The organism is Microcoleus sp. B13-B6, assembly GCF_036705405.1.
Taxonomy (GTDB): Bacteria; Cyanobacteriota; Cyanobacteriia; order Cyanobacteriales; family Microcoleaceae; genus Microcoleus.
On record NZ_JAUBUJ010000002.1, the window covers coordinates 1 to 22,643 of the forward strand.

A 22,643-nucleotide genomic window follows, 5' to 3' on the forward strand; every position below is an offset into this window, starting at 1 on the left:
AACGGGCAAGATGCCCGTTCCACAAAAGATGAATTTTCTTGTGGAACAGGCATCTTGCCTGTTCCTAAACAAGTAATTGAGAAGGGTGGAACATCTCAGTTTAACCTAACCTATGCAGACCTCTACAGACTGTCTGTAATGCGCGCATTACAGACTATTTAGGGCGTTTTTAACCACAAACTTAAATTTAAAATCTAAAATTTAGATCGATATACCTCACTAGGAGTACATTTCTATGCCCGGCCCGAGCCCTGACGGTCTTTCCTATCTTTTAGATGATAGCCCCAATAGTTTCGCCTTGACTCCGGGCTTTGTGACTCCTTATCCTAACGGATTTTTTGCCCTCGGCGGCAACGATTTTATTGTCGGTTCGTCGGATGCCGAAATAATTAGCGGTGATAATGGTAACGATCGCATTCTCGGCGGTGGCAATTCCGATACGCTGTTAGGGGGTGCAGACAACGATGTACTTAACGGTGGTGTCAGCAGCGACATCTTGTTTGGCGATGCCGGCAGCGATACCTTGCAGGGAGGTAAGGGAGATGACGCCCTCAACGGTGACTCTGGCAGCGACGTTTTAGTGGGGGATGGTGGCAAAGATACGCTGACAGGGGGTTTGGGCCCAGATACCTTTGTCCTCCGCAGCAACTCCGCAGTCTCCGATCCGGCGGCTGCAGACGTTATTACTGACTTTAACAGTTTTGTGGATTCGATCGGACTGACTGACAATCTTACCGAAGCTGACTTAATTCTCGAAGAAATATCGATCGCCCCGGGTATTTCCAATACATTAATTAAAATTCGCCAATCCAATGCTATTTTAGGCTTGGTAGCCAACGCATCTCCACAAGACCTCGCCGATACATTCATCTCTGCAACTACCGTATTGGGCAACCAACTGGATCAAGCTCGCGATTTAGGCGTTTTGGGCGGCACTCAAACAATCGCAGACTCGCTTAGCAAGGCCCGGCCAGACGGCCTTTACCGCTTTACTTTGCCTGCAACTAGCGACTTTAAATTAACTGTTAGCGGTTTGACGGCGGATGTTGATGTTGCTCTAATTAAAGATCTTAACGGCGACAATTCTATTGACTTCACCGACATTATTGGTTCTTCTCAAGAATTGGATTTATCGCCGGAGTCGATCGATATCAATGGTTTAGACGCAGGAACTTACTTTGTTCGAGTTTATCAATACCAAGGCAGTACAGATTTCACCCTCAATCTGTCTGCAACCCCTGCAACTGTTTCTCCTAACAATGCGAGCAACTTGCAAGGTTTTGACTCTCGTTTTGGGTTCGGTTTGGTGAATGCAGCGGCGGCAGTTGCTAAAGCTCAAGGTACTGCAACTTTTCCTGATGTTCCCGATTTGGGCGGCGACGAGTGGGGCAGAGATTTAATTAAAGCTCCAGAAGTTTGGGCCCAGGGGTTGACTGGAGACGGAATTGTGGTGGCAGTTATCGACAGCGGAGTTGACTACAATCACCCGGATTTGACGGGGAATATTTGGAGCAATGCGGGGGAAACCGGCGTTGATGCGATCGGTCGCAATAAAGCTAGCAACGGGGTTGATGATGACAACAATGGGTTTGTTGACGATTTCCGAGGATGGGATTTTGTCAATAACGATAATGACCCGATGGATGATAACAATCACGGCACTCATATATCGGGTTTAGTTGCTGCGAAAAAAGATGGGGTTGGGATTACTGGAACGGCTCCGACTGCGAAGATTATGCCTTTGAAAATACTCGATCGGGCAGGGGTAGGTAAAATTCGGGATGAAATTAATGCGATTAATTATGCGGTGGCAAATGGAGCGAAGATAATCAATGTGAGTTTGGGCGGTCAACAGTTGAATGCTCAAGAATTGGATGCTATTCGAGCGGCTGAAGCTCAAGGCGCGATCGTGATTTCGGCGGCGGGAAATGATGCTCGCCCACAAGTAGATTATCCGGCTCGGTTTGCCAATGAGGTAGGAATTGCTGTCGGTGGTGTTACCCGAAATGGCTTGTTTGGGGAGTATTCTAACCGGGCGGGTACGGAGACTATTAATTATTTTGTTGCTCCGGGCGGCGATGGCGGCAGGGCGGATTCTGGTGATGTTTATTCAACTGTGCCGCTTTCTCAACCGGGGATTCCCTATCGATATTTTGCAGGTACTTCAATGGCAGTGCCACAAGTATCCGGCGTGATAGCTTTGATGTTGCAAGCTAATCCGAGTCTGACTCCTGCTGATATTAAGAGGATTCTTGCGGAAACTGCGAATCGAGCGGTTTGAATTAATTGATAATTGGTAATTAGTAATTGGGAATTGGTAATGGGATTGACATACTGTTACCAGATTTCGTAGGGGCGGGTTTCACCAACAATATCGAATTTCTACTAACAATATACATAAACCCGCCGCCACACAACTAACAATTTACATCAACATTGATTTGTATTGAATGCGAAAAATGTACAAGGGGTTTACCGTGGGATAGGGGCGGGTTTTATAGATTGTTAATTAACCTAAATATTGTTGGTGAAACCCGCCCCTACAAGCCAAATTAAAAATTGGCGGCGTAAGTTAAGTCAAATTGGCGACACAGGGTGATGCAGCAGTAGGTTGGTCGATCGAATACTAACTCGTAATTCATCTGCCCGTCAATTTTGGTGATCGGCTGCTTTAAGGGGATGCCCTGAATGTCGTATTGGCGGCGTTCTAAGGCACTCCAGTCGATAATTTTAACGTCGATTTGGTTCTGCAACTCAGTTGCGATCAGATATAGGTGCATCTTGTCTTGAACTTTCCCAGTCAGGGGAACTTTTATTAACACTGACTGGGTGACGAGGGGTTTTTGGTCGTTGGGATGCTTCTGGGTGTGGCAGCTTTTGAGTTCTATATCGTAAGGTTCTACCTTGAATTTCTCTCCACTGGCGATCGCAGATGAGTGCAAATCTTTCAGGCACTTTTCTAGGTGAGGAATCAGCCCTAAGTCTGGATCGCACAGCAGCTTACGAATGTTGGAGGTTTCAGTGACTGTCATTTGAGATTTTTGATGTTATTTTTTTATTCTTAACTTTTAGCTTACCACGAAAAGCCAACCTATCGAACTCTACTTGCGACATACTTCCACAAAGGCCGTTTATGGTTAATATGTCGCAGTGAACAAGACATTTTTTTGCACCAAACCCGTGTTTTTTGCCTTAATGTTTTAGATTATTTTTGGGTAAGTTTCCACAAATTAAGATCGACATCAGTGTCAGCCGGATCTATTTGATAGTTTTGTTGCTGAATTGCCGATCGCAAAGTAGAGGACGGTCTGTATAAAAACAACTCGCTGAAACCGCCGGGAATTTGCGGGGGTTGGGGTTTTTTCTTTGCCAATTCTCGATTTTTGTAGCAAGAAGTGTAACAGCGGGGTTCTATTAGCAGTTTGACTTTTGGTTCTAGGTAATAACTTAAAGGCATGATATGTGCGATATTGGCATCGCTGATAATTAGGGGATTGCTGGCTTGATTGACAGTCCCAGCTACTTCCAAGGCGCGCAACCAACCGCTGCCTTTATTCCACCAAATATCTGCTTGAGAACTAACTCCACCGGATATAATACCTGCGGCAAAAACTGTAACTATAACTATTTTCCAAAGTTTTTGCTGTTTAAACTTTTCCAAATTGTTACTAATTTTCGCAGACAGCAGGTAAGCCACTGCTAGCTGAATTCCCACATAACAAGGAACTAAATAGCGCGGATTTGCCGATCGCCTTCCACCCTTGATTATATCAGGGACTGCCAAAAATAAAGCAGTGGTTGCAATTAATAACAATACAATCAACCACACTCGCTTTGGTGTTTGTCGGCATAGATAATAAAGGGCATAGCCGACTAAAGCTAGAATTATGATCCCAACTGGAATTACCAAGGCTAGTTGGGTGGCGTTGGCAGTTCCATCGATGCCAAGATCAAAAAATGCTATGGTGACGGAACCAACCCACCTGCTGACTAATCTTAAGAAATTTGTTTGTTCTGTCCATGCTGTTGTGCTTCTAATTTGATTGAAGTTTTCTAAAGAATTTATCAGGGGAGGGATGGAGGCAATTAATGCTACTACAACTGCTACATAATAGGCAATAAATGTTTTAATATCCCGCCAGTTGGCAATGATTGCGATGTAGATTGCATGGGCGGCGGCGACGCAGACAAATAACAAGTGGGTGTAAAATCCCATTGCTGCTGTGACTGCGTACAGTGCCCAGTGAGACACAAGGGCGAGAGCATTTTGATTTTTGTCAGGGCGCGTGGCTCGCAGTAGGGCTGCACTGGATAAAATAGTAGTTAATGTCCACAAACTGTACTGTCTCGCTTCTTGGGCAAACAAGATGTGGTAGGGAGAAATTGCGAAAAGTGCGATCGCCATCCACGCTACGGCTGAAGATTCAAATAACTCCCAAGCCAGCCAATAAATTGCGGGAAATACTAGCAGGCTAATCACGGCGGCCAAACTTCTCATTGCTGTAACAGAACTGCCGAACCATTGCGCCCAATGTCGCGCTAGTATGTAATACAGCGGCGGGTGTTGGGGGTCTTCTGTTGCTAAAGAATGTAGCGTGTCAGTTAAATTGTGTTCTGAATTTATCTGCTGATATTTTTGTAAATCCGAGGGCGAGGTTATTTTCTGGTACGAAATTTCTGTGATTATTTCGGCTTCGGTGTAGCCAGAAACTCTCAAAGAAGTATATGTTTCGTCGAGCCAGTAAAATTTGCGATCTAGATTGGCGAAGCGAAATAAAACACCTATGACTAATACGGCTATAATTAAAAATCGCAGCCACTTGTCAAGTGAAGGGTTGTGAGAATTGAGTCGATCGCGATCTTTGGTAGATTCCATTTTAAACAAACTCAAGTGCTGTTACTATATAAAACATCATTTAGTGACTATTTTGCCTAGGATAATTTCGTCATTTTCTGCATAAATTGTTTGTATTTTATATTGATTACTTTGGGCAATTTTGGTCTTTAATTCGGGAGAAAGACTGTACAAAAATATCTCGTCAAAATTTTCCGGTATGTCAAGATTATTTGTAGGTGACATTAGTAATAATTTAGCTTTGGGATCGAGTTTGTGACTCAGACTGAGTAAATTGCCGATATCCCATACAATATACTCTGAAAAGTCTGTTATGATTAATGGCTTAGAAGCTGAGTTGATTGTGCGGGCGATCGAAACGTTAAGAAGAGAGCCAGATTTATTCCACCAATTATCTGCAGACACATAGAGGCAGCAAGACGCAATTCCAATTGAGAGCAGAACAACTAGAGCTAATCTCCACAGCTTTTGTAATTGGGCTGTAACTTGAACTTGAGTAAAAAGATAAGCAACAGATATCTGGATTCCTAAATAACAGGGAATCATGTAACGAGTGTTGACCGAGCGAATCCCTCCCCTAATTAAGTCCGCTGGTAATAAAATCCCTACTATCACGAACGTTAAGGTCACAACAAACAACCAAACTCGCCTTTCTGTTTTACTGACAAGTAAATAAAAAGAATACCCGACCATTATTAAAATCATTAAAATAACTGGCAGAGTAGATATCAAATAGGGTCGTGGCAACTCCCAGTAAAATCCCACATCAAAAAATTGATTGCTAATGTTCAATACCCAACTTTTCATCAAGTCGGAAACAGGTCTTCTCAGAGACAGCCAAGATGTTTTATCAGTGGCATTGCCCGAATTTTTTATAAAAGCTATCATCCAAGGACACAGAGCAATCAATCCTGCTATTGATGCTAGCAAATAGCCAATTACCGTCTTGTTAAACCGGAATTTTTCGATAATTAATACATAGATTCCATGTCCTATTGCAACTATTCCAAATAAGAGGTGAGAATAAAACCCAACTACTAATGTTACAGCATAAATTGCCCAACTACTATTAGTTTTTAGGCGCATTCCTCGTAGCAAGACCGCGCTTGACAGTAAAATTAACATGACAAACAAACTGTAAGGTCGAGCTTCCTGAGCATAAACTACCTGAAAAGGCGATACAGCTATTATGACAACTGCTAACCAAGCTGTCACCGATGACTCAAATAATTCTAAGCATAGCCAATACATACAAGGTAATGCCAGCACGCTAAAAACCGCCGACAAACTTCTAGTTACTGCGATTGAATCTCCAAACAGTTGCACCCAAAATCTCACTGCTACAAAGTACAGGGGAGTAAGTTGAGATTCTTCTATTGCCAATCCTTTTACGGTGTCAAAAACGCTTTTATCTGCATTTATCCGCTGATACTTTTGTAGACTTTTTATTTCCTTGATTTGACCGTCACCAAACTCTTGAACAAATTCCGATTCTGTATAACCCGAAATCCGCAGAGAAGTGTAACCTTCGTCTAGCCAGTAAACTTTTTTGTCGAGATTGGCGAAACGAAAAAATATACCCATGACTAATATAACTATCATTAAAAATCTCACCCACTTGTCAAGTGAAGGATTGTGAGAATTTAGACGAGTACCATTTTTTCTATATTCCATTTTAAGTAAATTCAATTAGAACAACAGAATAGGTGCCCCCGACTTTTTGGAACCATGATAGCATAGACCCGACTTCTTTAAGAAGTCGGGTATCAAATCTTAATCAAACGAATTTGAGATTAATCATCCACTCCTTCAATCGGTGCAAAACCCTGCCGCTGAATATTTTCGGTTATGGTGCGGGGTTCGAGGAATTGCAGCAAATAATCCGGGCCACCAGCTTTAGAACCAACTCCCGAAAGTTTGAATCCTCCGAAGGGTTGCCGCGATACCACAGCGCCGGTAATTCCGCGATTGATGTACAGGTTTCCGACTTCAAAATCGGATGCGGCTCGATCGATATGCGAAGGCGTGCGAGAATACAATCCGCCGGTTAAAGCAAAATTCGTGCCGTTAGCAATCGCAATCGCTTCGCTGAAATTATGAGCCCGAATCACCGACAAAACCGGGCCGAAAATTTCTTCTTGGGCGATAGTGGCTGTGGGCGATACTTCGGTAACAATGACTGGGCCGACAAAATAACCGGTTTCTGGTGCCGGCATTTCTAAAGCTATTTTAGCTTCGGCGCGACCTGTTTCGATGTATTCGCGGATGCGCGAATGGGCATTTGCATCGATCACAGGGCCGACTTGAGTGCCGGGATTTTCTGCAGGGCCGACATTGAGCGATCGCGTCGCTTCTACCAATCTTGCCACAAAATTATCGTACACCGATTCGACCACAATTACTCGCGAACAAGCGGAACATTTTTGGCCACTGTATCCAAATGCCGAATAAACTACGCCTGCAACTGCTTGGTCTAAATCCGCACTTTCATCGACAATAATTGCATTCTTGCCGCCCATTTCCGCAATTACTCGTTTCAGGTGTTTTTGTCCAGGCTGCAAAATCGCAGCATCGGCATAAATCCGACAGCCAACTTCCTGAGAACCCGTGAAAGTAATCATGTGAACGTCAGGATGTTTCACCATGTAAGCGCCCACCGTTGAACCTTTGCAAGGCACGTATTGAAATACGCCTTTGGGGATTCCGGCTTCTAGCAATATTTCAGCTATTTTCGCTGCAATTACTGAGGAAACTTCCGCAGGTTTGAGCAAAGTACAATTACCTGCAACCAGCGATGCAACTGTCATGCCGACGGGAATTGCGAGGGGGAAATTCCAAGGTGAAATGATTAAAGAAATGCCGCGCGGCTGATAGCTGTAGCGGTTAGTTTCTCCGGGAATATCGTAATTTTTCCCTTGTTCCAACCGTTCCATTTCATCGGCGTAGTAGCGACAAAAATCAATAGCTTCGGAGACTTCTGCATCGCATTCTCTGACTGGTTTGCCGACTTCAAACACCATCCAAGCTGATAGTTCGTGCCGCCGCTGTTCCATCAATTCTGCGGCTTTGCGGAGGACGCCGGCGCGCTGTCGGACGGGGGTTTTTCGCCAACTGGTGAAGGCTGCTTTTGCTGCTTCAAGGGCTTGTTTGGCCTGTTCTTCGGAAATCAATCCGATGGTGCCGACTACTTCTGTGGGATTGGAAGGGTTGAGTGAGTTAACTGTTGCTTCAGTATTTTGGTACTCGCCATTGATTAGCGGTAAATAGGTTTTACCTAAGTTGGCGCGCACTGATTTGATGGCTGTTTCTGCTTGTTGCCGCAATTTGGTATTGGCGTAGTCGGTATCGGCAACGTTGGGAAATACTTTGCTGTAAACTAGCTGGTCATTTCCACTAGCAACTGGTGCGGCTAACAATTGTTCGATCGGCATTTCTTCGGAACTTTGCCGGATGAAAGAACTGTTGGCGGTATTTTCCAGCAAACGGCGGATCAAATAAGCCATTCCCGGCAGCAAATCGCCGTAGGGGCAGTAGACTCGGACGCGATAACCCCGATCGACCAAAAGCTTAGCCAATTTGTCGCCCATGCCGTACAGCACTTGCATTTCAAAGCGGCGGCGCGGTATATTGAGAGTCTCGGCAATGGCGATCGCCCTCGCTTGCGATCGTACATTATGACTGCCAATAGCTGCATACAAATATTCGTGATTTTCTAACAGCAACTGCGTCATCTGCTCGAAATTGGCATCGGTAGCAACTTTGTCATTGTAGACCGGCTGCGGCCAATCTTTCTGCATGGCTTTGATAGTTTCCTGATCCCAGTAAGCACCTTTTACCAGCCGCACAGTTACCGGATTTCCGCGTTTTTTTGCCCAGGAAATCAGGTTTCGCAAATCTTGGGCACTGTCGCGCAAATATGCTTGCAATGTAATTCCAATATCCGTGCGACTGCGAAACTCTTCCTCTAACAATAAGTCTTTGAGAATTGTCAGAGTTAAACTTTTGTAAGCATACTGTTCCATGTCAAAATGAACAGCAGCGCCCAACTCCTTCGCGCGACGCAGTAAAATGCGAATTCTCTCGCTTACTTTCTCCTCACTACCTTTAGCATCCAAAGGGTCAAACTGAGAATAAAAAGCCGTTAACTTTACGGATACTTGCACTCGCGGCAGAGTTTCGCCGTCAGCTTTGTCAATTGCATCTACCTGCGGCCAATTCTTCGCTGCCTTCGCTAGTTCCTCCATCAATTCCAAATAGCGGTTAAGATAAATTTGCGCCTCAGTTTCAGTGATAACAGCTTCCCCCAAAAGGTCAACTGTAAAACCCATTTTATCTTTGCGAAGCCGCTCTAAAGTTTTAACTACCTGCTTGATATTTTCCCCAGAAATATACTTGTGCGCCAAAGTTTCCACCGCAGGCGCAACCGTCGTCGCGGCCAATTGTCCAGGAATCGACTCAGCGTTAGTAAAATTGAGCAATTTTTTCAAAGCTTCGGGCAATTCTACCTCTTCAGCGGTCAGGTATTCTTGCAAGTGGCGGGCAATTTCCGGCTTGCTGCGGAGTGCCGGCAAACAGTCAATGAATCGAAACAATTGCACCCGCAGTCCGGGGCTGGCCATCGCCCAATCCATCAGTTTGTCGTCCCACCGCATTTGGTCTTGGAGTTGACCGAAAAAAGATCGCTTTTTGTCTTGAGTTGCCTTCAGGATTTCTTTGGCAATTTCTTGGGTTTTTGCTTCGTAGATACTTGGAGATATTTGTGCGACCATTGGTAATAAGTAATTGGTAATTTGTATTTGGCAACAGGGGGGCTTATGTATTTTGTAACTACCCCCTGATACAATTATAGTTGCTATTTGACTTCAATTTTAACTTGGTAGTTTGCTTGGCGATCGCCTGAAATTTCAATAGTATAATCGCCGCTACTGGCTAATTGACCTTGCCACTGACCTGTGCTATCAGCAGTACCTAACTTTTCACCGTTAGGAGCAATAATTGCTGCGCTAACTTGACCTTCTTGAACATTTATTGTCATGCTTTGGCCGCTATTGCACTCCAGTAAGTAGCGCCTGGATATGTTGGCTCGCAAACTACTGCTTAGAGTAGTTCCCGTAGCACCAGCTTGAAAGTAAACTCGCTCGGTTACAGGGGTTTCAACCGCAGCGGGAGTTGGAGTTGGAGAAGGCAACGGCAAAGGAGAAGGCAACGGCGAAGCAAGTTGCGGAACACCAGACAGAGAGGGGATTTGAGTGGGACGGGGCGACGGAGGGAATGTGGCGGGCCGTCCATTTCCAGGGGCTGGGGGAAGTCCGGGCCGACGGTTGACGGGCGCTGTGGCGACAGGCGGAGGGCTTTCGGGGAGGGGTACGTCAGCGGGTAGTTTGATTTGAAGGTTCGCTCTTTCCTGATACATTCTCCACGCTAGCAAACTGCCGAGACTAAGGACGGAACCGACTAAGATTCCGCTGAGAAAAACTGCTAAGATTTGCCACGAGCGAGCTGGTTTGGGTTCGGGGTTGGCAGTTGGAATTGTTGGATGCGGATCACTTGTAATTTGAGTTGTTTCCGGCGTACTATCGGCGGTAACGGGAATTGTTTCGGCTGCGTCGATTGGCGCTGAAATATCTTCGGGCGCGCCAATTTCTGCGGTAGTTTCTGCTGATGCGGAAGTTGAATCAGCCCTGGCAATTTCACTGCGCTCGAACTCATCGCTGCTAGGGGAAATTATTTCCGGGTGCTGAGTCAAAATTTGTTTTTTTTCCTGTTCGTCGCTCATGGGGCTAAAATTATTTTACAAAGACCGCTTTTAGACATTTTACGTTACTGGTGCGATCGCCTGCACTGAAATTATCTAGCAGAAGGAAGAAGGCACTCTAAGAGAGTTTGACACGGATACACGGATTAATTATCGAGGGTTAGGCAAAAGTTAGAAGGAAGATAGTTCATCTGCATACAAACCTGCCATGATATTAGTCTATATTGTTCAACTTAATTACTGCTTCAATCTCGTCAGGAAATGCTTCAGCATAAGCCCAGGCATTTTTCAAGTCGCTAGCACTAAGATGCGGATAATCTTCTAAAAGTTGAGCATCAGTTGCACCTAATCGACGAGACTCTACCAATCCCCAAACAGAAATTCTAGTCCCTGCAATCCTGGCATTACCGCCGACTACACCGGGAGTTTTTTCAATTCCCTGCCAGGTGTTGGCTAAACTTTGAGCTAATATCTGTATTGCTTGAGCTTTCTCGGGCGGACTCAGGGAAAGCAGTTGCGGTTCTAATTCTTTTAGTGTCATAGTTAATCAGGAGTTTGGCTGCTGGGAAGGTCGTATCTCTATTATAGCGATCGAGCTTTTTACTGGTAAAAATAAACCACCCGACAATAAAATGGTACTTGTGTGGAACAGGCATCTTGCCTGTTCATAAAAATGGTACTTGTGTGGAACAGGCATCTTGCCTGTTGATAAAAATGGTACTTGTGTGGAACAGGCATCTTGCCTGTTCATAAAAATGGTGCAAGATATTATTTGTCGCGCTCCTCTCTAATTAAAGCGGTACTATCTAGTATCATCCCCATATTCGCCGGACGAGACTCGCGACGGTGGCTGATTTCTGCCAATATTTCTGTTACAGAGTTTTTATTTTTTCCTGAGAGGGGTTTTGTCTGTGTTGACAACTCGGCTTCTAAAATGGCGATCGCAAACGCGGTAATCGAGAGGTTTTGAGCCGCGGCTAACTCTTGCAGCCTCGTATACAATTCCTCTGGTATATTTTCTATTTGTAGGGTAGCCATCTGTTAAACTCCTAGCATAGTTTTCCTAAATATTAGCATAGGAATGCGGGTTTAGGAGGTATATTGAGATTTACTGTTGGGTGGGGGCGGGTTTACGAGATTGTTCGTTACAGCTCACATCTTGCACCATTCTCAAGAACGGGCAAGATGCCCGTTCCACAAAGAGTAGATTTTCTTGTGGAACAGGCATCTTGCCTGTTCCTAAAAGGCTAATTGAGAAGGGTGCAAGATGTCAGTTACAGGCGAGTATTGTTGGTGAACCCGCCCCTACAAATTACCCATTCCCCATTCCCAATTACCCATTCCTCATTACCAATTACCCATTAGTAATTATTAGGCAAAGACTGCCAAAAAGGCCGCTCTTCTGGCTTCCTCACAGTATTCGTCGCCGACTGCACGTTTCCTTTTAATTCTTGATAATACCTGTCATCCAGAAAACTAACGCTGACGCCAGCAGGAAGCAGCAGTTGGCGCAATCTTTCCTGAGTGTAATCTACACCGTCAATCATTGGCCCGCGCGGATTTGAAACTAACAACTTGCCGTTAACTGGCACCGAATTGACCATATTTGGCCACCAAGCATAACCGCTGTAGCCAAACATCACCGGAACTTGAATAATTTGGTCGTCTCCGAGTAAAAACTCTCTTTTCAACTTCTCTATAATCGGATTAAGTTTCTGATTTTGCAAATAGAGATTGTGTTGAATTAAAGCACGGTTTTTCAAAGCGGCGCTGACAGTTGTTTCAGTGCTCAAACCACGATTGATCGCCACATCGCCGTAACCTCTTCCCTCCAATTCTTCCAACAGCTTAACTCCAGCTTCGGGACTGGCGATCGCCATTACATATTGTCCGGGAGTTTGAGTGGGAATAAAATTGATAATTTCATCGACTTGGCGAGTCAAAAGCCAAGAAGTATCAATATCCACTGGCGGCCCTTGAATTCTCTGAGCTTGAATAAAATCAAGTACCTCTGGATTAAAACTAGCATTTCCCGAATTCCCGTAATAAACTCGACCCATTGGCTGTCCGGGAATCGGCGGCGTCACCTGCAAATTGCCGTATCCGTCAGACCACTGACTTACAGGGTCTAAAGAACGAGGATTGCCAATTTTAAATACTTTCAAATCCCGGTCTTGAGTTGATTTAAGAGGCGGGTTTTTCTCTGGCTCGCTATTGCTTTTTATGGCTACATTAAACTGGCGGATCTCCGATTTTTCTGGGAGTTGAACGTAGCCGTTTTTCTGGGTATCTTGCATCCAAGTGCGATCGCCCTGGAGAATTTTTACTTTAGCGCCCGTGGGTTCTACTGCTTGTTTTAGTTGGGAGATAAATTCGCTGTTGACCGAGCCTCTGTCGCTGACCTGAACTTCGGTTACTGGCGCTGTATTGGGCGCTATCATCCAAGGACTAACGCCCATTTGAATAGTTGTGGAAGCGATTTCTTGACCGTTGTTTTGGGCAGTTGCTTTGAGATTAACAGTGCCGTTCCAGTTGCGATCTGCAAATTGTTTGGCTTCGACACCTAAAACAATATTCGTGCTGAAAACTAGAGGTTTAGCACCGGATATATCTACCGGTTGCCAGCCGTCGCCCGTCTTCTGAAAAACGCTGATGTGAGGGCTAGCAATGCTGTCAGCAGTGATAAATAGTTGAGAGGTTTTGAAGTTTTCAGACAGTGTTAAGTTAACTTGAGAAAGCATTGCTGCACGGCGGGGAGCGCTAACTTTGGTTTGTTTCCAAGTCGGTATCTTGCCGCGATCGTTATTGCGATCGTTAAATAAAATTAGCGCGCCCTTGGACAAAGACCATTGTTCTTTTCCCGCTTCGTCTTGCTGGTTAATTTGGCCATCTCTGTTAGTATCTCCCACAAACAAAAAGTTCGACGGGGACGCAGCAGGCGTAACTGGGGCGGGAGTTGGTGTTGCAGTTGATTCAGGAGTTGGTTGAGAAGTTGCTTGCTGATTTCTCTCTAACTCTTGTCTTTCAAGTTCTTGTCTGGCTAATTCTTGTCTGGCTAACTCTTGCCTTTCAACTTCTTGTCTGGCTAATTCTTGTCTGGCTAATTCTTGTCTGGCTAATTCTTGTCTGGCTAATTCTTGCCTTTCAAGTTCTTGTCTTTCAAGTTCTTTGCGGGCTAATTCTTGCCTTTCAAGTTCTTGTCTAGCTAACTCTTGCCTTTGGAATTCTTGCCTTTCAAGTTCTTTACGGGCTAATTCTTGCTTTTCAAACTCTTGCCTTTCCAGTTCTTTACGGGCTAATTCTTGCCTTTCCAGTTCTTTACGGGCTAATTCTTGCTTCTCAAACTCTTGCCTTTCTAGTTCTTTTCTAGCCCGTTCTTTTTTCTCTTGCTCTTTTCTCTCTATTTCTCGACGAGCAATTTCTTTTTTCTCTTGCTCTTTGCGGGCTCGCTCTCTTATCTCTTCTTCCTCGGCTCTAATTTTCTCAATAGAACGTGCGACTTGCATTTCATAGGTAGCGACACTGAGGTTTCCTTGATATTCGATGGTTTTGTCGATCGCCCGATCTGCCAAAAAAGAATCGTGAGGAATGAGTCGCAGGGTATTGATAGCCAACTCCCACAGCCGCTGGGACTCTTCCCAAGTAGCAGAAGAAGGATTTGAAGTGCGTCCAATTACGACAGCTTGGGCGGCTAATTTAGCAGCATCGTCCCAATTATATTTTGCTCTTTCTTCTATTTGAATCTGACTTTGAACGTTTTGGAGTTGCTGCGTCAGAGTTTGGGATTGCTGGCGGTTGATTGCGGATTTCCAAAGTTCACCAGGAAACGGGGCGCTGTCGGAAGTTTTGGCAAGGTTATCTAATTGTACTTTCAGGCGATCGCGCAATTTGTAGAGCTCGGAAAGGGATTGCGGAGTTTCGCCCTCTGACTGTCGCCCAGAGAGTGCGAGTTGGTAGTTTAGGGAAGGTTGAGCCACTGTTGTGGGGACTGCAACCCAAATAATACCGATGACGACACCGAAACCATTGATAATGGCGATCGCAATATATCGAACCCAGCGCATATAGTTTATCCTCAGACACCCAAATGATTTTACCTAATATTGGGAGCAATGGGGGATTTAATTGTAAGATTTTAGAATGGGTTTGGGCTAGCAGCTTTTTTTCATGTGGAAGGACGGTTAACTCGAATCAATTTACCGTTCAAAGTATCGATCGCAGAAATAGCATCATTAATTCGCGTCGCCAGCCTTTCAAAATTTTGGTCTTCCGTGCAAACAACAATACCACTATGGTCAGAGTTTTGAATGTGTAATCGCATGAAATGACGCCGATTTCGTGTTAAAACTGTTCGGGAATTGCTCGCAGCAAAAGCTAACACATCTTCGTCAGGAATTTGAAGATTTGCATTCCCTGCTTCCCTCGCTGTTAATACATCGTGACCCAAAGCCCGCAGTAATTCTACCACTGCTAGCGGGAAGTTTTCATCTGTGTAAAAACGTGCCAACTTTTAATAAACCTCGCTTTCTTCCATAACTTCATCGTTTTCTCTAATTGTTTGTTCAATTTCCTCTGGGTAAGCATCAGCATAAGCCCACGCATTTACCAAGTCAGCGGCCGTTAGATCGGGAAATGATTCTAGGATGATACCATCGGAAGCACCTAAACGTCGATCGCACACCAGTGACCAAACTGGTATGCGAGTATTGCCGACACAGGCATCGCCTCCGCACACGCCGGGAGTTTTTTTAATGCCTAGAGAACCGTTGGTTAAAGTTTGAGTTAGGATGCTGATTAGTTTAGCTTTATCCGCAAGATTTAAGGTTAAGACTTGAGTTTCTAATTCTTGTATAGTCATAAGTGCGATCGTTCGGATTTGATATTAGTTAGATTATAGCAAATTCGCGCCATGTTTTAAGCTTCCTCATTTTCTTTGATTGCTTGTTCAATTTCTTCTGGGTAAGCCTCAGCATAAGCCCAAGCATTGACTAAATCAGCCGCAGTCAAATGGGGATAGCACTTAAAAAGTTCAGCATCGCTGCATCCGAGACGGCGATAACCAACAAGTACCCAAACTTGTATGCGAGTATTGCCAACGCAGGCATCGCCGCCACACACGCCGGGAGTTTTTTTAATGCCTATAGCACCAGTGCTTAAGGTTTGAAGTAAAATTTCTATAGCCGCTGCTTTGTCGGCTGAATTTAAGGATGCTAGATCGATTTTTAATTCTGTGAGTGTCATTATTTACTATCCCATTTTTACAGATAGAATATCCTAGCTAAATTATAACGGAATAGGGCTTAGCATGGGCCCAGAAACCGGGTTTTTTATGAAAAGACGCGTTGCTGTCGATAGATTAGCTATAAGTGAGTCCACAAAATCTCGATCCCCCCTAGCCCCCCTTAAGAAGGGGGGGGCAAGAGTGCAGTCAAAGTCCCCCTTCTTAAGGGGGATTTAGGGGGATCTAGACTTGGCTACCAGCGAGATATCGAGAGGCTTTAAATCTTCACTTCTCACCTTTGATCGCTCCAATCTCCTTACCCGTAACTACGATCGCAAAAAAATGGTATACTTTCATGTTAATCTCCTACCTGGAAAACAACACATCACTGTTGTAGAAATTATTCATTTACTCTCTTATTCCCTAAAAGTATCAGCAAAATCTATGAAATCCCGCTCTTGCTGGCTAATTTTTACCCTCATCGGACTGTCCTTAACAAGCTGCGGACAGCAGAAGTCATCTCAAGAAATTGCCGAAACAGTTAAAAAGAGCATTGTGCTGATTTCCTACCAGAATGAAGGCGGACACGGTACGGGTTTTATTGTGCCGGGGCCAACGGGAGTTTGCACGGTACTCACGGCACGTCATGTGGTGGAAGGGCGCAGTTTGAACCTGCAAACTAACGACCAAAAACTTTATAAAACTGACAGCATCCAAGCAAGTCCTAATCTGGATTTAGCTGTGGTAACATTTAAGCCTGCTGGGGAAAATTGTCCTTATCCGAGTCTCAATCTTGGCGATTCCGATAGCGTGAAACAAACAGACCAAATCTACATTTCTGGGTTTCCCGATAGGGTTGGAAGCCGCAAATTAGTACAACAATTTGTGCGCGGTTCGGTATCGGGGTTGGATGTCTTGGAACAGGGTTATGGGATTTCCTATGATGCTTCTACTTTTGGCGGGATGAGTGGCGGGCCTGTTTTAGATACTAGCGGGAAAGTGATTGCAGTTCACGGGAAGACAGACGCTCAAATTGTTGCGGATTTGCAGAGTCAGCAAGCAAGTTTGTCTCCGCAGCAGCAAGCTGTGCTGCAACAAGCGGCGGCAAGAGTTGCTGGAGGGGTACAAATTAATACTTTTCGGTGGGGAATTCCGATTCAAACTTATCTGGCAAATCAGTCGAATTTGGAAAATAAACTCATTGCTAAAGCAGACTATACTAAACTGGAACAGTTATTAGCGGCGGGGAAGTGGCAAGAGGCAAATAAGGAAACTGATAACAAAATATTAGAGGTGGCGGGGAGACAAAAAAAAGATGATTTAAGAGTGCAAGATATTGAAAATTTTTCCTGTCCAGATTTGCGAGAGATGGATCGACTTTGGGTAAAATATAGTGGTGGGCGCTTTGGCTTTTCTGTGCAGAAGCGTATCTACGAAAATCTTGGAGGCACTAAAGAGTATAATGAGAAAGTCTGGTATGCTTTTGGCGAGGCGGTCGGCTGGCTGGAGAAAGGAAAGAAAGAAAAATTCGCTTCGGAATTTCATTTTAATATCAATGCACCGGAAGCTCACCTCCCTATTGGGATAATAGGTAGCGGTGGTCGGTTGTGGGGGAGTAGATGGGGGTGTTACTTAAGCGAAGACCTAATGTGCTATTTTGGGTGGGGGTTCTTCTCTCATGCAGAGACTTGTAAATTGTAACCTATAAAAGCTTCAAGTTTTTATTAAGAATTGTGATAGAGTCTAAATCCACAAAGGTATGGAGTGTCTCGGTTTCCGATACCTGGCACTGTGACTTACCAGCCAGGATGTTGCCAGCAACTTGAGGGTTATAACAATTAGCCAAAATAAACTTTTCAATGAATCAGGACTTACGCACTCCGACCAAAGAAACCGGGGTTTTTTCCGAATCTGCGGGATGTGACGAAGTATTTTTGTAAAAAACCCGGTTTCTGAACCCCATGCGTAATTCCTATAAGTTTAATATCAATTAGCAGAATTAGATCCAGCAATCCGATCCTCCTCTGCCAAAAAAGGAGTTAAATCAATCGCTGGCGAAGCCGGAGAAAAATTAGAAGTGGCCACCTTACCATCGCTATTTTGATAAACCCCAGTACCGTTCCGCAAATCTTCAGTAATATCTCGCAACGAGTTATAAGCCTCTGTTTCGTTACCGGGCTTCAACGTCAGCAACAGCGGACAATTATCGCCACTCAACTTAGTTTTAGCACAAATCACATATTGATCCGGCGTATTAGAATCGCCTCGATAACCTAACTTAGTCAAACCATCTTTGCGATAGGTTTCCAAGCGTTCAGAAATTATTTCGCAGCGTCTTATCGGTGTATAACCACCACCCAAAGTTGTCACCATTTTTAGCCAAGGTTGTGCACCTTTCTCGTGACGGTACATGACAGTCCAAACCTCACCGCCCCGCTGAGTATCTGGGCGAAGTTCGCAGAAAAAATGGTCTTTTTTTCCAAAAATTACAGGCGGCCAACCTTGAACAAAAGCAATTCCCGCACCGACAACAGCCGCTAACAAACCCAGTACACCGACAGTCAGATTTGCGGCGTTAAAAAACTTTCCATTATTACTCACGGTACAGAATCCTCGATAAAATTTTGATCGACAACAAGAGCGATAATTAAGTTGAAAAGTTCTACATCAGCCAAGTAACGCATTCCCGAAAACTTGCCTGATGTCGAATAATGCTATTATAGTATTATGAACTCAACACAACAGTTTACAGCCATTATCGAACGAGAACGTGACGGATATATATCTCTTTGCCCAGAACTTGATATTGCCAGCCAAGGTGACAATATAGAAGAAGCGCGACGTAATCTGATCGAGGCGCTGGAACTATTTTTTGAGACAGCCGATCCTTCGGAAGTCAAAAATCGGCTGCATAGCGATCGCCCTTAACTACAACTTACGAAAATCATACACCGCTATTGTAGAAATTATTTGCAGGATTTACGAACTCAAACCAAAGAAACAGATTTTTTAAGATAATCTGTAGCTGTGTACGAAGTATTTCGCAAAAAACCCGGTTTCTGACCGCGCACTCAGACCAAAGAAACCGGGTTTTTCACGGAATCGGTCGCTGTGTACGAAGTCTGTTCGCAAAAAACCCGGTTTCTGCCTTCCCACGAGTCAGTCTTATATTCATTTAGTCGCTTTCTCCATAAATGGAAGTAAAAATCGTGAAATCGCCCTGTTATTTCCTAATTTTTATCCTTATGGGATTATCCTTAACAAATTGCCAACAGCAGAATTTATTTCAAGAAGTCGATCGCACATTTAAAAAGAGTAATGCGATAGAACAACACAATTTTAACTTGCAAGCGGGCGATCGCACGATCGATCGAACTAACAACATCCAAGCAAGTCCGAAGAGTGGGAAGTTCGATAGAACTACCAACTCACCGGAAGAAAGTGCGCTCGTGTTAGGAATCTTCGGGTTTTGTTTGATGTGTTATTTATTAGTTTGGAAGTTTCGCGGGAGGGAAGAAGCTAACAAGATGCTGAGAAGAATCAGAAGAAGAGTGAAGTGAGGATATAGCAATCCTAAATGATTCAGATACATTTGTAGGGGTAGTGCCCCCGTGCCTACCCCCTATCTATCGGGCAACCACGGGGGGATTGCCCCTACAATAATTATGCAAATGATTTAGGATTGCTATAGATACTTGCTAAACCTCATTTTTTCTTAGTGCGGTTGCGTTTTCTCGATTCAGCCGCCGTATTTTTTGCTTTTTTTTGTTTTTCTTTACTTGCTTTAGATTCATTGACAGCACTATCACTTATCGGTTGGCTGGAAAATCCCGATGTATCGGAGTTTTTAGCTGCAATTAGAGGAGCAATGCTAGCATTATATATCTCCTGAAATTGTGTTAGACCTTCCCTTGTACTTATATCAAACCCTGCTTGATGACCGATCGTTACAAAGGATTTGGCAAATCCAAATTTAGAGGAATCTTCCATAATCTCCTTAAATTCGGACTCGATATCCCGCAGGTATTTGATAATTGAAGTGGCATTTCGCAGTTTAAATTCTCGCTTCAAAAATTGCCATAACGCCAATAATTCTGGGATAGCATTTTCACCTTCTTCCGGCGAAAGCAAAGTCACTTTCCTGGGAAACAACTCTTCGACTACAGTTGCCACATCTTCCACTTTCATGCGAGGCAGCGTAAAACCTTCATAGCCGAAACCATAATAAATGAACTGCGAGATCCAAAATCCAACGTCTGGATAAGTTTTACAGTATTCTTCTCCTTCGGGAGAATTGACAAATAGCTCGATTAGCGTTTCCTGATAATCTTCCAGGAGTGGTTCTGCTTCGTCATAATCTAGGTCATTTAGTTGGCGGATGTTAAAAGGTTTATCTGACATAGTTGAAAATTTTTTAATTGAATTGACTTTAGCTCTAAGGTTAGTACAATTTTTGCCGTTATATTAATTCTTTAGGATTTCCTTATATTTAAATAATCTCCGATCGCAGGTATATTTGACTAGCACCGATCGCCCGTGACTATTTAAACCAAGCTAGCATTGTATAGGGCGATCGCCCGTCTCCACCGAACAGCGAAAGATGTGATATAATCTCAAGTAAAACTATAATTGTTTGAGCTTGGCAGTCCGCCACTTCAAATTATGAAGTCAACACAACAGTTGACAGCAATTATTGAACGAGAAGGCGACGGATATGTATCCCTTTGCCCAGAAATCGATATTGCCAGCCAAGGTGACAATATAGAAGCAGCGCGACGAACGAAATCTGATCGAAGCGTTGGAACTATTTTTTGAGACAGCAGATCCTTCAGAATTCCAGAATCGGCTGCATAGTGATCGCCCTTAACTACAACTTACGAAATATTTTCATAATAACGTTGAATCTTATCTGCAAAAACCGGAACTTCTTCCCTCAACCTGACAAGTAATTCATCAACTGTCAGGGGTGGATTTTTCAAATCCTCAACTTGTTGGCTGACTACATTAGCCATCAAATCCGGTGCAACCTCATAAAGACGATTCAGAAAAACATCGGGGTGCATAGCCGTAATTCCCCAAGGATTTAAAGACTCTCGTGGAAAATCTCTCAGGTTGGATGTAACAAGAACTTGAGCTTTAGCAACTACCGCAGCCGCAGCGACATGACGATCGCCTGGATCGTTAGTCATCTGTTGAATCAAATTCTCTGGAACTTCAACCATTGCATTAGGAAAAGCTTCTTTAAGTGCAGCCTCAAAACGCGCCGCCCTCTCACTTTTCATCCTTCCAGTATTAACAAGATTGCGAGTTGCACCGTCTAAAATTTCTTGCGACCAATATAAATCATACAACCCAATCTCCGCAGCACGGAAGAGCGTATCACGCAAGTGCATAGGAAATATCACGCAGGAATCCAAAACTACAGGATAAGGAATCAACCTGCTAGCTGTATACTCTAGTCTCATGCAATTCCTCTTCTTGGCTAAACTCAGCTAATTCCTTGAGAATTTCACGGCGCTTAACACTACGCTGCTGTTTATAGGCGATCGCACTTGCCAAACTTATCCGCCGCTGGTTTCCTACTTTTCCATAGGCAATTTCCCCATCATCGAGCAATTTGACTACAAATTGTGGCGACACATTGAGCAAAGTCGCAGCTTCTTCAACAGTCATATCTTGCTCAATTAGCACTAAAGACACTGCTTTACCAGCCGCCATTAAATGTGCAGCTTGACACAACAATTGATAGAGAGATTCAGGAAGTGCGATCGCTTCCCCGCCAACTTCCACAAGTTTTACTTTGGATCTCTCAGTATCACCATTTTCTTTCTTGAGACATAGCATTTTATCCAATAATTGGATAGCTATTGTTTCTTCCTCAGTCGGTAAAACTGGATCTAGGAGTATTTTTTGCCGCTTCATGAAAATGTTTCCTGAATTCGTTTAATGCTATTATAGTATCAACTCAAGCTTGTAGCCAATGTGTTACACTCAGTATACACTCAAGACTCACAGGAAAAATGCTCGAAAATCATGCAATTAGAAGATTACTTTGAATTTTTAACACCAGAAGATATCCGCATCAAAGGAACCCGCGTCGGTATCGAACACATTCTCTACGAATACATCCACCGCGGCCAAACTCCAGAAGCCATAGCTCAAAAATTTCGGACAGTGACTATGGCTCAAGTTTATGCTACCATTCTCTACTATTTGGAAAATACAAAAACTGTAGGTAAATATGTAGGAGATTGGTTAGAATATTGCCTCAAATCTGAAGCTGAATACGATCGCAATCCATCACCCTTTGTCTTGAAAATGCGTCAAATTAAGGAACAAAAGAACATATCTACACAACGGGATAGAGTTCATTAATGACTGTTAAATACCTGTTAGACGAAAACATAGACCCTGAATATCGGGTGCAGCTTTTGTATCATCAATCCGATATCGTCGTTTTGATGGTTGGCGATGAAGGTGTTCTGCCTAAAGGAACGAAAGATCCAGAAATCTTGTGTTGGTGCGAGGAGAATAACTTTATCCTCGTTACTAATAACCGACGTTCAATGCCAGTTCATTTGTCAGATCATACAGCCCAAGGTCGCCACGTTTTAGGAATTCTCACAATCCGCTTGAATGCAGATATGGGCCAAGTGATTGACGAGTTAATTGAAATTGCGGGAGCATCTTTTGAAAATGAATATCAAGATAGGATTGAATTTATCCCACTGAGATAATTCGCAGGGCGGACAATATAGCAGTATCTTTTTATAAAATTCGGCGATTAAAATTGCTTCTTGTCACACGAATTC

General features: G+C 43.9%; 23 protein-coding genes. 7 read left to right on the forward strand and 16 right to left on the reverse strand.

Annotated elements, in window-relative coordinates:
• Positions 1 to 235: 235 nt before the first annotated feature.
• Complete coding sequence (locus tag QUB35_RS01080) at positions 236 to 2,281, forward strand: S8 family serine peptidase (RefSeq protein ID WP_333138546.1); 2,046 nt, start codon at positions 236 to 238, stop codon at positions 2,279 to 2,281.
• A 271-nt stretch (positions 2,282 to 2,552) separates the two neighbouring features.
• On the opposite strand, the gene QUB35_RS01085 is transcribed toward QUB35_RS01080, so the two are convergent.
• The 12 genes from QUB35_RS01085 to QUB35_RS01140 all read right to left on the reverse strand — a co-directional run bounded on the left by QUB35_RS01085 (position 2,553) and on the right by QUB35_RS01140 (position 15,851).
• Positions 2,553 to 3,032, reverse strand: coding sequence for a hypothetical protein (locus QUB35_RS01085; RefSeq protein WP_333101727.1), 480 nt, complete (start codon positions 3,030 to 3,032; stop codon positions 2,553 to 2,555).
• 173 nt (positions 3,033 to 3,205) lie between these two features.
• Positions 3,206 to 4,876: a glycosyltransferase family 39 protein gene (locus QUB35_RS01090; RefSeq protein ID WP_333138548.1), complete on the reverse strand. Its 1,671-nt coding sequence runs from the start codon at positions 4,874 to 4,876 to the stop codon at positions 3,206 to 3,208.
• 36 nt (positions 4,877 to 4,912) lie between these two features.
• Positions 4,913 to 6,457: a glycosyltransferase family 39 protein gene (locus tag QUB35_RS01095; RefSeq protein WP_333138550.1), complete on the reverse strand. Its 1,545-nt coding sequence runs from the start codon at positions 6,455 to 6,457 to the stop codon at positions 4,913 to 4,915.
• Positions 6,458 to 6,648: 191 nt separating this feature from the next.
• On the reverse strand, positions 6,649 to 9,624 hold the full coding sequence (gene pruA / locus QUB35_RS01100; protein WP_333138552.1) for an L-glutamate gamma-semialdehyde dehydrogenase: 2,976 nt from the start codon (positions 9,622 to 9,624) through the stop codon (positions 6,649 to 6,651).
• 83 nt (positions 9,625 to 9,707) lie between these two features.
• A complete protein-coding gene (locus QUB35_RS01105; protein WP_333138554.1) occupies positions 9,708 to 10,631 on the reverse strand; it encodes a hypothetical protein in 924 nt (307 codons plus the stop codon).
• 193 nt (positions 10,632 to 10,824) lie between these two features.
• Positions 10,825 to 11,151 carry a DUF433 domain-containing protein gene (locus QUB35_RS01110; protein WP_333138556.1) on the reverse strand — a complete coding sequence of 109 codons (327 nt, stop codon included), beginning with the start codon at positions 11,149 to 11,151 and terminating at the stop codon, positions 10,825 to 10,827.
• Between the two features lie 59 nt (positions 11,152 to 11,210).
• Positions 11,211 to 11,348, reverse strand: a complete 138-nt coding sequence (locus QUB35_RS01115) for a hypothetical protein (protein ID WP_333138557.1) — start codon at positions 11,346 to 11,348, stop codon at positions 11,211 to 11,213.
• Between the two features lie 30 nt (positions 11,349 to 11,378).
• On the reverse strand, positions 11,379 to 11,648 hold the full coding sequence (locus tag QUB35_RS01120) for a FitA-like ribbon-helix-helix domain-containing protein (protein WP_333138559.1): 270 nt from the start codon (positions 11,646 to 11,648) through the stop codon (positions 11,379 to 11,381).
• A 323-nt stretch (positions 11,649 to 11,971) separates the two neighbouring features.
• Entirely contained in the window at positions 11,972 to 14,674 is a 2,703-nt protein-coding gene (locus QUB35_RS01125) for a protein-arginine deiminase family protein (protein WP_333138561.1), read from the reverse strand.
• Between the two features lie 101 nt (positions 14,675 to 14,775).
• Positions 14,776 to 15,117 (reverse strand): DUF5615 family PIN-like protein, encoded by a 342-nt coding sequence (locus QUB35_RS01130; protein WP_333138563.1) that lies wholly within the window; start codon positions 15,115 to 15,117, stop codon positions 14,776 to 14,778.
• A 3-nt stretch (positions 15,118 to 15,120) separates the two neighbouring features.
• Positions 15,121 to 15,468: a DUF433 domain-containing protein gene (locus QUB35_RS01135; protein ID WP_333138565.1), complete on the reverse strand. Its 348-nt coding sequence runs from the start codon at positions 15,466 to 15,468 to the stop codon at positions 15,121 to 15,123.
• A 56-nt stretch (positions 15,469 to 15,524) separates the two neighbouring features.
• Positions 15,525 to 15,851: a DUF433 domain-containing protein gene (locus QUB35_RS01140; protein ID WP_333138567.1), complete on the reverse strand. Its 327-nt coding sequence runs from the start codon at positions 15,849 to 15,851 to the stop codon at positions 15,525 to 15,527.
• Positions 15,852 to 16,275: 424 nt separating this feature from the next.
• Between QUB35_RS01140 and QUB35_RS01145 the strand changes: the two genes are divergently transcribed.
• Positions 16,276 to 17,532 carry a GUN4 domain-containing protein gene (locus tag QUB35_RS01145; protein WP_333138569.1) on the forward strand — a complete coding sequence of 419 codons (1,257 nt, stop codon included), beginning with the start codon at positions 16,276 to 16,278 and terminating at the stop codon, positions 17,530 to 17,532.
• Positions 17,533 to 17,817: 285 nt separating this feature from the next.
• Here QUB35_RS01145 and QUB35_RS01150 read toward each other — a convergent pair whose 3' ends face one another.
• A complete protein-coding gene (locus QUB35_RS01150) occupies positions 17,818 to 18,432 on the reverse strand; it encodes a COP23 domain-containing protein (RefSeq protein WP_333138571.1) in 615 nt (204 codons plus the stop codon).
• 126 nt (positions 18,433 to 18,558) lie between these two features.
• Here QUB35_RS01150 and QUB35_RS01155 point away from each other — a divergent pair, with 126 nt between their 5' ends.
• Together QUB35_RS01155 and QUB35_RS01160 are read left to right on the forward strand one after the other, a co-directional pair.
• The gene (locus QUB35_RS01155) at positions 18,559 to 18,759 is read left to right on the forward strand and encodes a type II toxin-antitoxin system HicB family antitoxin (RefSeq protein WP_333138573.1); all 201 of its coding nucleotides are present in this window, start codon (positions 18,559 to 18,561) and stop codon (positions 18,757 to 18,759) included.
• 317 nt (positions 18,760 to 19,076) lie between these two features.
• On the forward strand, positions 19,077 to 19,391 hold the full coding sequence (locus QUB35_RS01160; RefSeq protein ID WP_333138575.1) for a hypothetical protein: 315 nt from the start codon (positions 19,077 to 19,079) through the stop codon (positions 19,389 to 19,391).
• A gap of 145 nt (positions 19,392 to 19,536) precedes the next feature.
• Here the strand turns inward: QUB35_RS01160 and QUB35_RS01165 are convergent, their stop codons facing one another.
• The gene (locus QUB35_RS01165; RefSeq protein WP_333138577.1) at positions 19,537 to 20,232 is read right to left on the reverse strand and encodes a hypothetical protein; all 696 of its coding nucleotides are present in this window, start codon (positions 20,230 to 20,232) and stop codon (positions 19,537 to 19,539) included.
• Between the two features lie 261 nt (positions 20,233 to 20,493).
• On the opposite strand from QUB35_RS01165, the gene QUB35_RS01170 reads away from it, so the two are divergent.
• Complete coding sequence (locus QUB35_RS01170) at positions 20,494 to 20,646, forward strand: hypothetical protein (RefSeq protein ID WP_333138579.1); 153 nt, start codon at positions 20,494 to 20,496, stop codon at positions 20,644 to 20,646.
• A gap of 59 nt (positions 20,647 to 20,705) precedes the next feature.
• Here QUB35_RS01170 and QUB35_RS01175 read toward each other — a convergent pair whose 3' ends face one another.
• Positions 20,706 to 21,296 carry a PIN domain-containing protein gene (locus tag QUB35_RS01175; RefSeq protein WP_333138581.1) on the reverse strand — a complete coding sequence of 197 codons (591 nt, stop codon included), beginning with the start codon at positions 21,294 to 21,296 and terminating at the stop codon, positions 20,706 to 20,708.
• On the reverse strand, positions 21,274 to 21,753 hold the full coding sequence (locus QUB35_RS01180) for a helix-turn-helix domain-containing protein (protein ID WP_333138583.1): 480 nt from the start codon (positions 21,751 to 21,753) through the stop codon (positions 21,274 to 21,276). Before QUB35_RS01180 ends, QUB35_RS01175 begins: the two co-directional genes overlap by 23 nt.
• Positions 21,754 to 21,864: 111 nt before the next feature.
• Between QUB35_RS01180 and QUB35_RS01185 the strand changes: the two genes are divergently transcribed.
• Positions 21,865 to 22,206: a DUF433 domain-containing protein gene (locus QUB35_RS01185; protein WP_333138585.1), complete on the forward strand. Its 342-nt coding sequence runs from the start codon at positions 21,865 to 21,867 to the stop codon at positions 22,204 to 22,206.
• On the forward strand, positions 22,206 to 22,568 hold the full coding sequence (locus QUB35_RS01190) for a DUF5615 family PIN-like protein (protein ID WP_333138587.1): 363 nt from the start codon (positions 22,206 to 22,208) through the stop codon (positions 22,566 to 22,568). Before QUB35_RS01185 ends, QUB35_RS01190 begins: the two co-directional genes overlap by 1 nt.
• The last annotated feature ends 75 nt before the right edge of the window (positions 22,569 to 22,643 follow it).

Excerpts from the sequence above, each read along its gene's own strand:
- QUB35_RS01080 (WP_333138546.1), top strand. The coding sequence starts at position 236 with ATGCCCGGCCCGAGCCCTGACGGTCTTTCCTATCTTTTAGATGATAGC.
- QUB35_RS01085 (WP_333101727.1), bottom strand. The coding sequence starts at position 3,032 with ATGACAGTCACTGAAACCTCCAACATTCGTAAGCTGCTGTGCGATCCA.
- QUB35_RS01090 (WP_333138548.1), bottom strand. The coding sequence starts at position 4,876 with ATGGAATCTACCAAAGATCGCGATCGACTCAATTCTCACAACCCTTCA.
- QUB35_RS01095 (WP_333138550.1), bottom strand. The coding sequence starts at position 6,457 with ATGATAGTTATATTAGTCATGGGTATATTTTTTCGTTTCGCCAATCTC.
- pruA (WP_333138552.1), bottom strand. The coding sequence starts at position 9,624 with ATGGTCGCACAAATATCTCCAAGTATCTACGAAGCAAAAACCCAAGAA.
- QUB35_RS01105 (WP_333138554.1), bottom strand. The coding sequence starts at position 10,631 with ATGAGCGACGAACAGGAAAAAAAACAAATTTTGACTCAGCACCCGGAA.
- QUB35_RS01110 (WP_333138556.1), bottom strand. The coding sequence starts at position 11,151 with ATGACACTAAAAGAATTAGAACCGCAACTGCTTTCCCTGAGTCCGCCC.
- QUB35_RS01115 (WP_333138557.1), bottom strand. The coding sequence starts at position 11,348 with ATGCCTGTTCCACACAAGTACCATTTTTATCAACAGGCAAGATGCCTG.
- QUB35_RS01120 (WP_333138559.1), bottom strand. The coding sequence starts at position 11,648 with ATGGCTACCCTACAAATAGAAAATATACCAGAGGAATTGTATACGAGG.
- QUB35_RS01125 (WP_333138561.1), bottom strand. The coding sequence starts at position 14,674 with ATGCGCTGGGTTCGATATATTGCGATCGCCATTATCAATGGTTTCGGT.
- QUB35_RS01135 (WP_333138565.1), bottom strand. The coding sequence starts at position 15,468 with ATGACTATACAAGAATTAGAAACTCAAGTCTTAACCTTAAATCTTGCG.
- QUB35_RS01140 (WP_333138567.1), bottom strand. The coding sequence starts at position 15,851 with ATGACACTCACAGAATTAAAAATCGATCTAGCATCCTTAAATTCAGCC.
- QUB35_RS01145 (WP_333138569.1), top strand. The coding sequence starts at position 16,276 with ATGAAATCCCGCTCTTGCTGGCTAATTTTTACCCTCATCGGACTGTCC.
- QUB35_RS01155 (WP_333138573.1), top strand. The coding sequence starts at position 18,559 with ATGAACTCAACACAACAGTTTACAGCCATTATCGAACGAGAACGTGAC.
- QUB35_RS01160 (WP_333138575.1), top strand. The coding sequence starts at position 19,077 with ATGGGATTATCCTTAACAAATTGCCAACAGCAGAATTTATTTCAAGAA.
- QUB35_RS01165 (WP_333138577.1), bottom strand. The coding sequence starts at position 20,232 with ATGTCAGATAAACCTTTTAACATCCGCCAACTAAATGACCTAGATTAT.
- QUB35_RS01170 (WP_333138579.1), top strand. The coding sequence starts at position 20,494 with ATGAAGTCAACACAACAGTTGACAGCAATTATTGAACGAGAAGGCGAC.
- QUB35_RS01175 (WP_333138581.1), bottom strand. The coding sequence starts at position 21,296 with ATGAGACTAGAGTATACAGCTAGCAGGTTGATTCCTTATCCTGTAGTT.
- QUB35_RS01180 (WP_333138583.1), bottom strand. The coding sequence starts at position 21,753 with ATGAAGCGGCAAAAAATACTCCTAGATCCAGTTTTACCGACTGAGGAA.
- QUB35_RS01185 (WP_333138585.1), top strand. The coding sequence starts at position 21,865 with ATGCAATTAGAAGATTACTTTGAATTTTTAACACCAGAAGATATCCGC.
- QUB35_RS01190 (WP_333138587.1), top strand. The coding sequence starts at position 22,206 with ATGACTGTTAAATACCTGTTAGACGAAAACATAGACCCTGAATATCGG.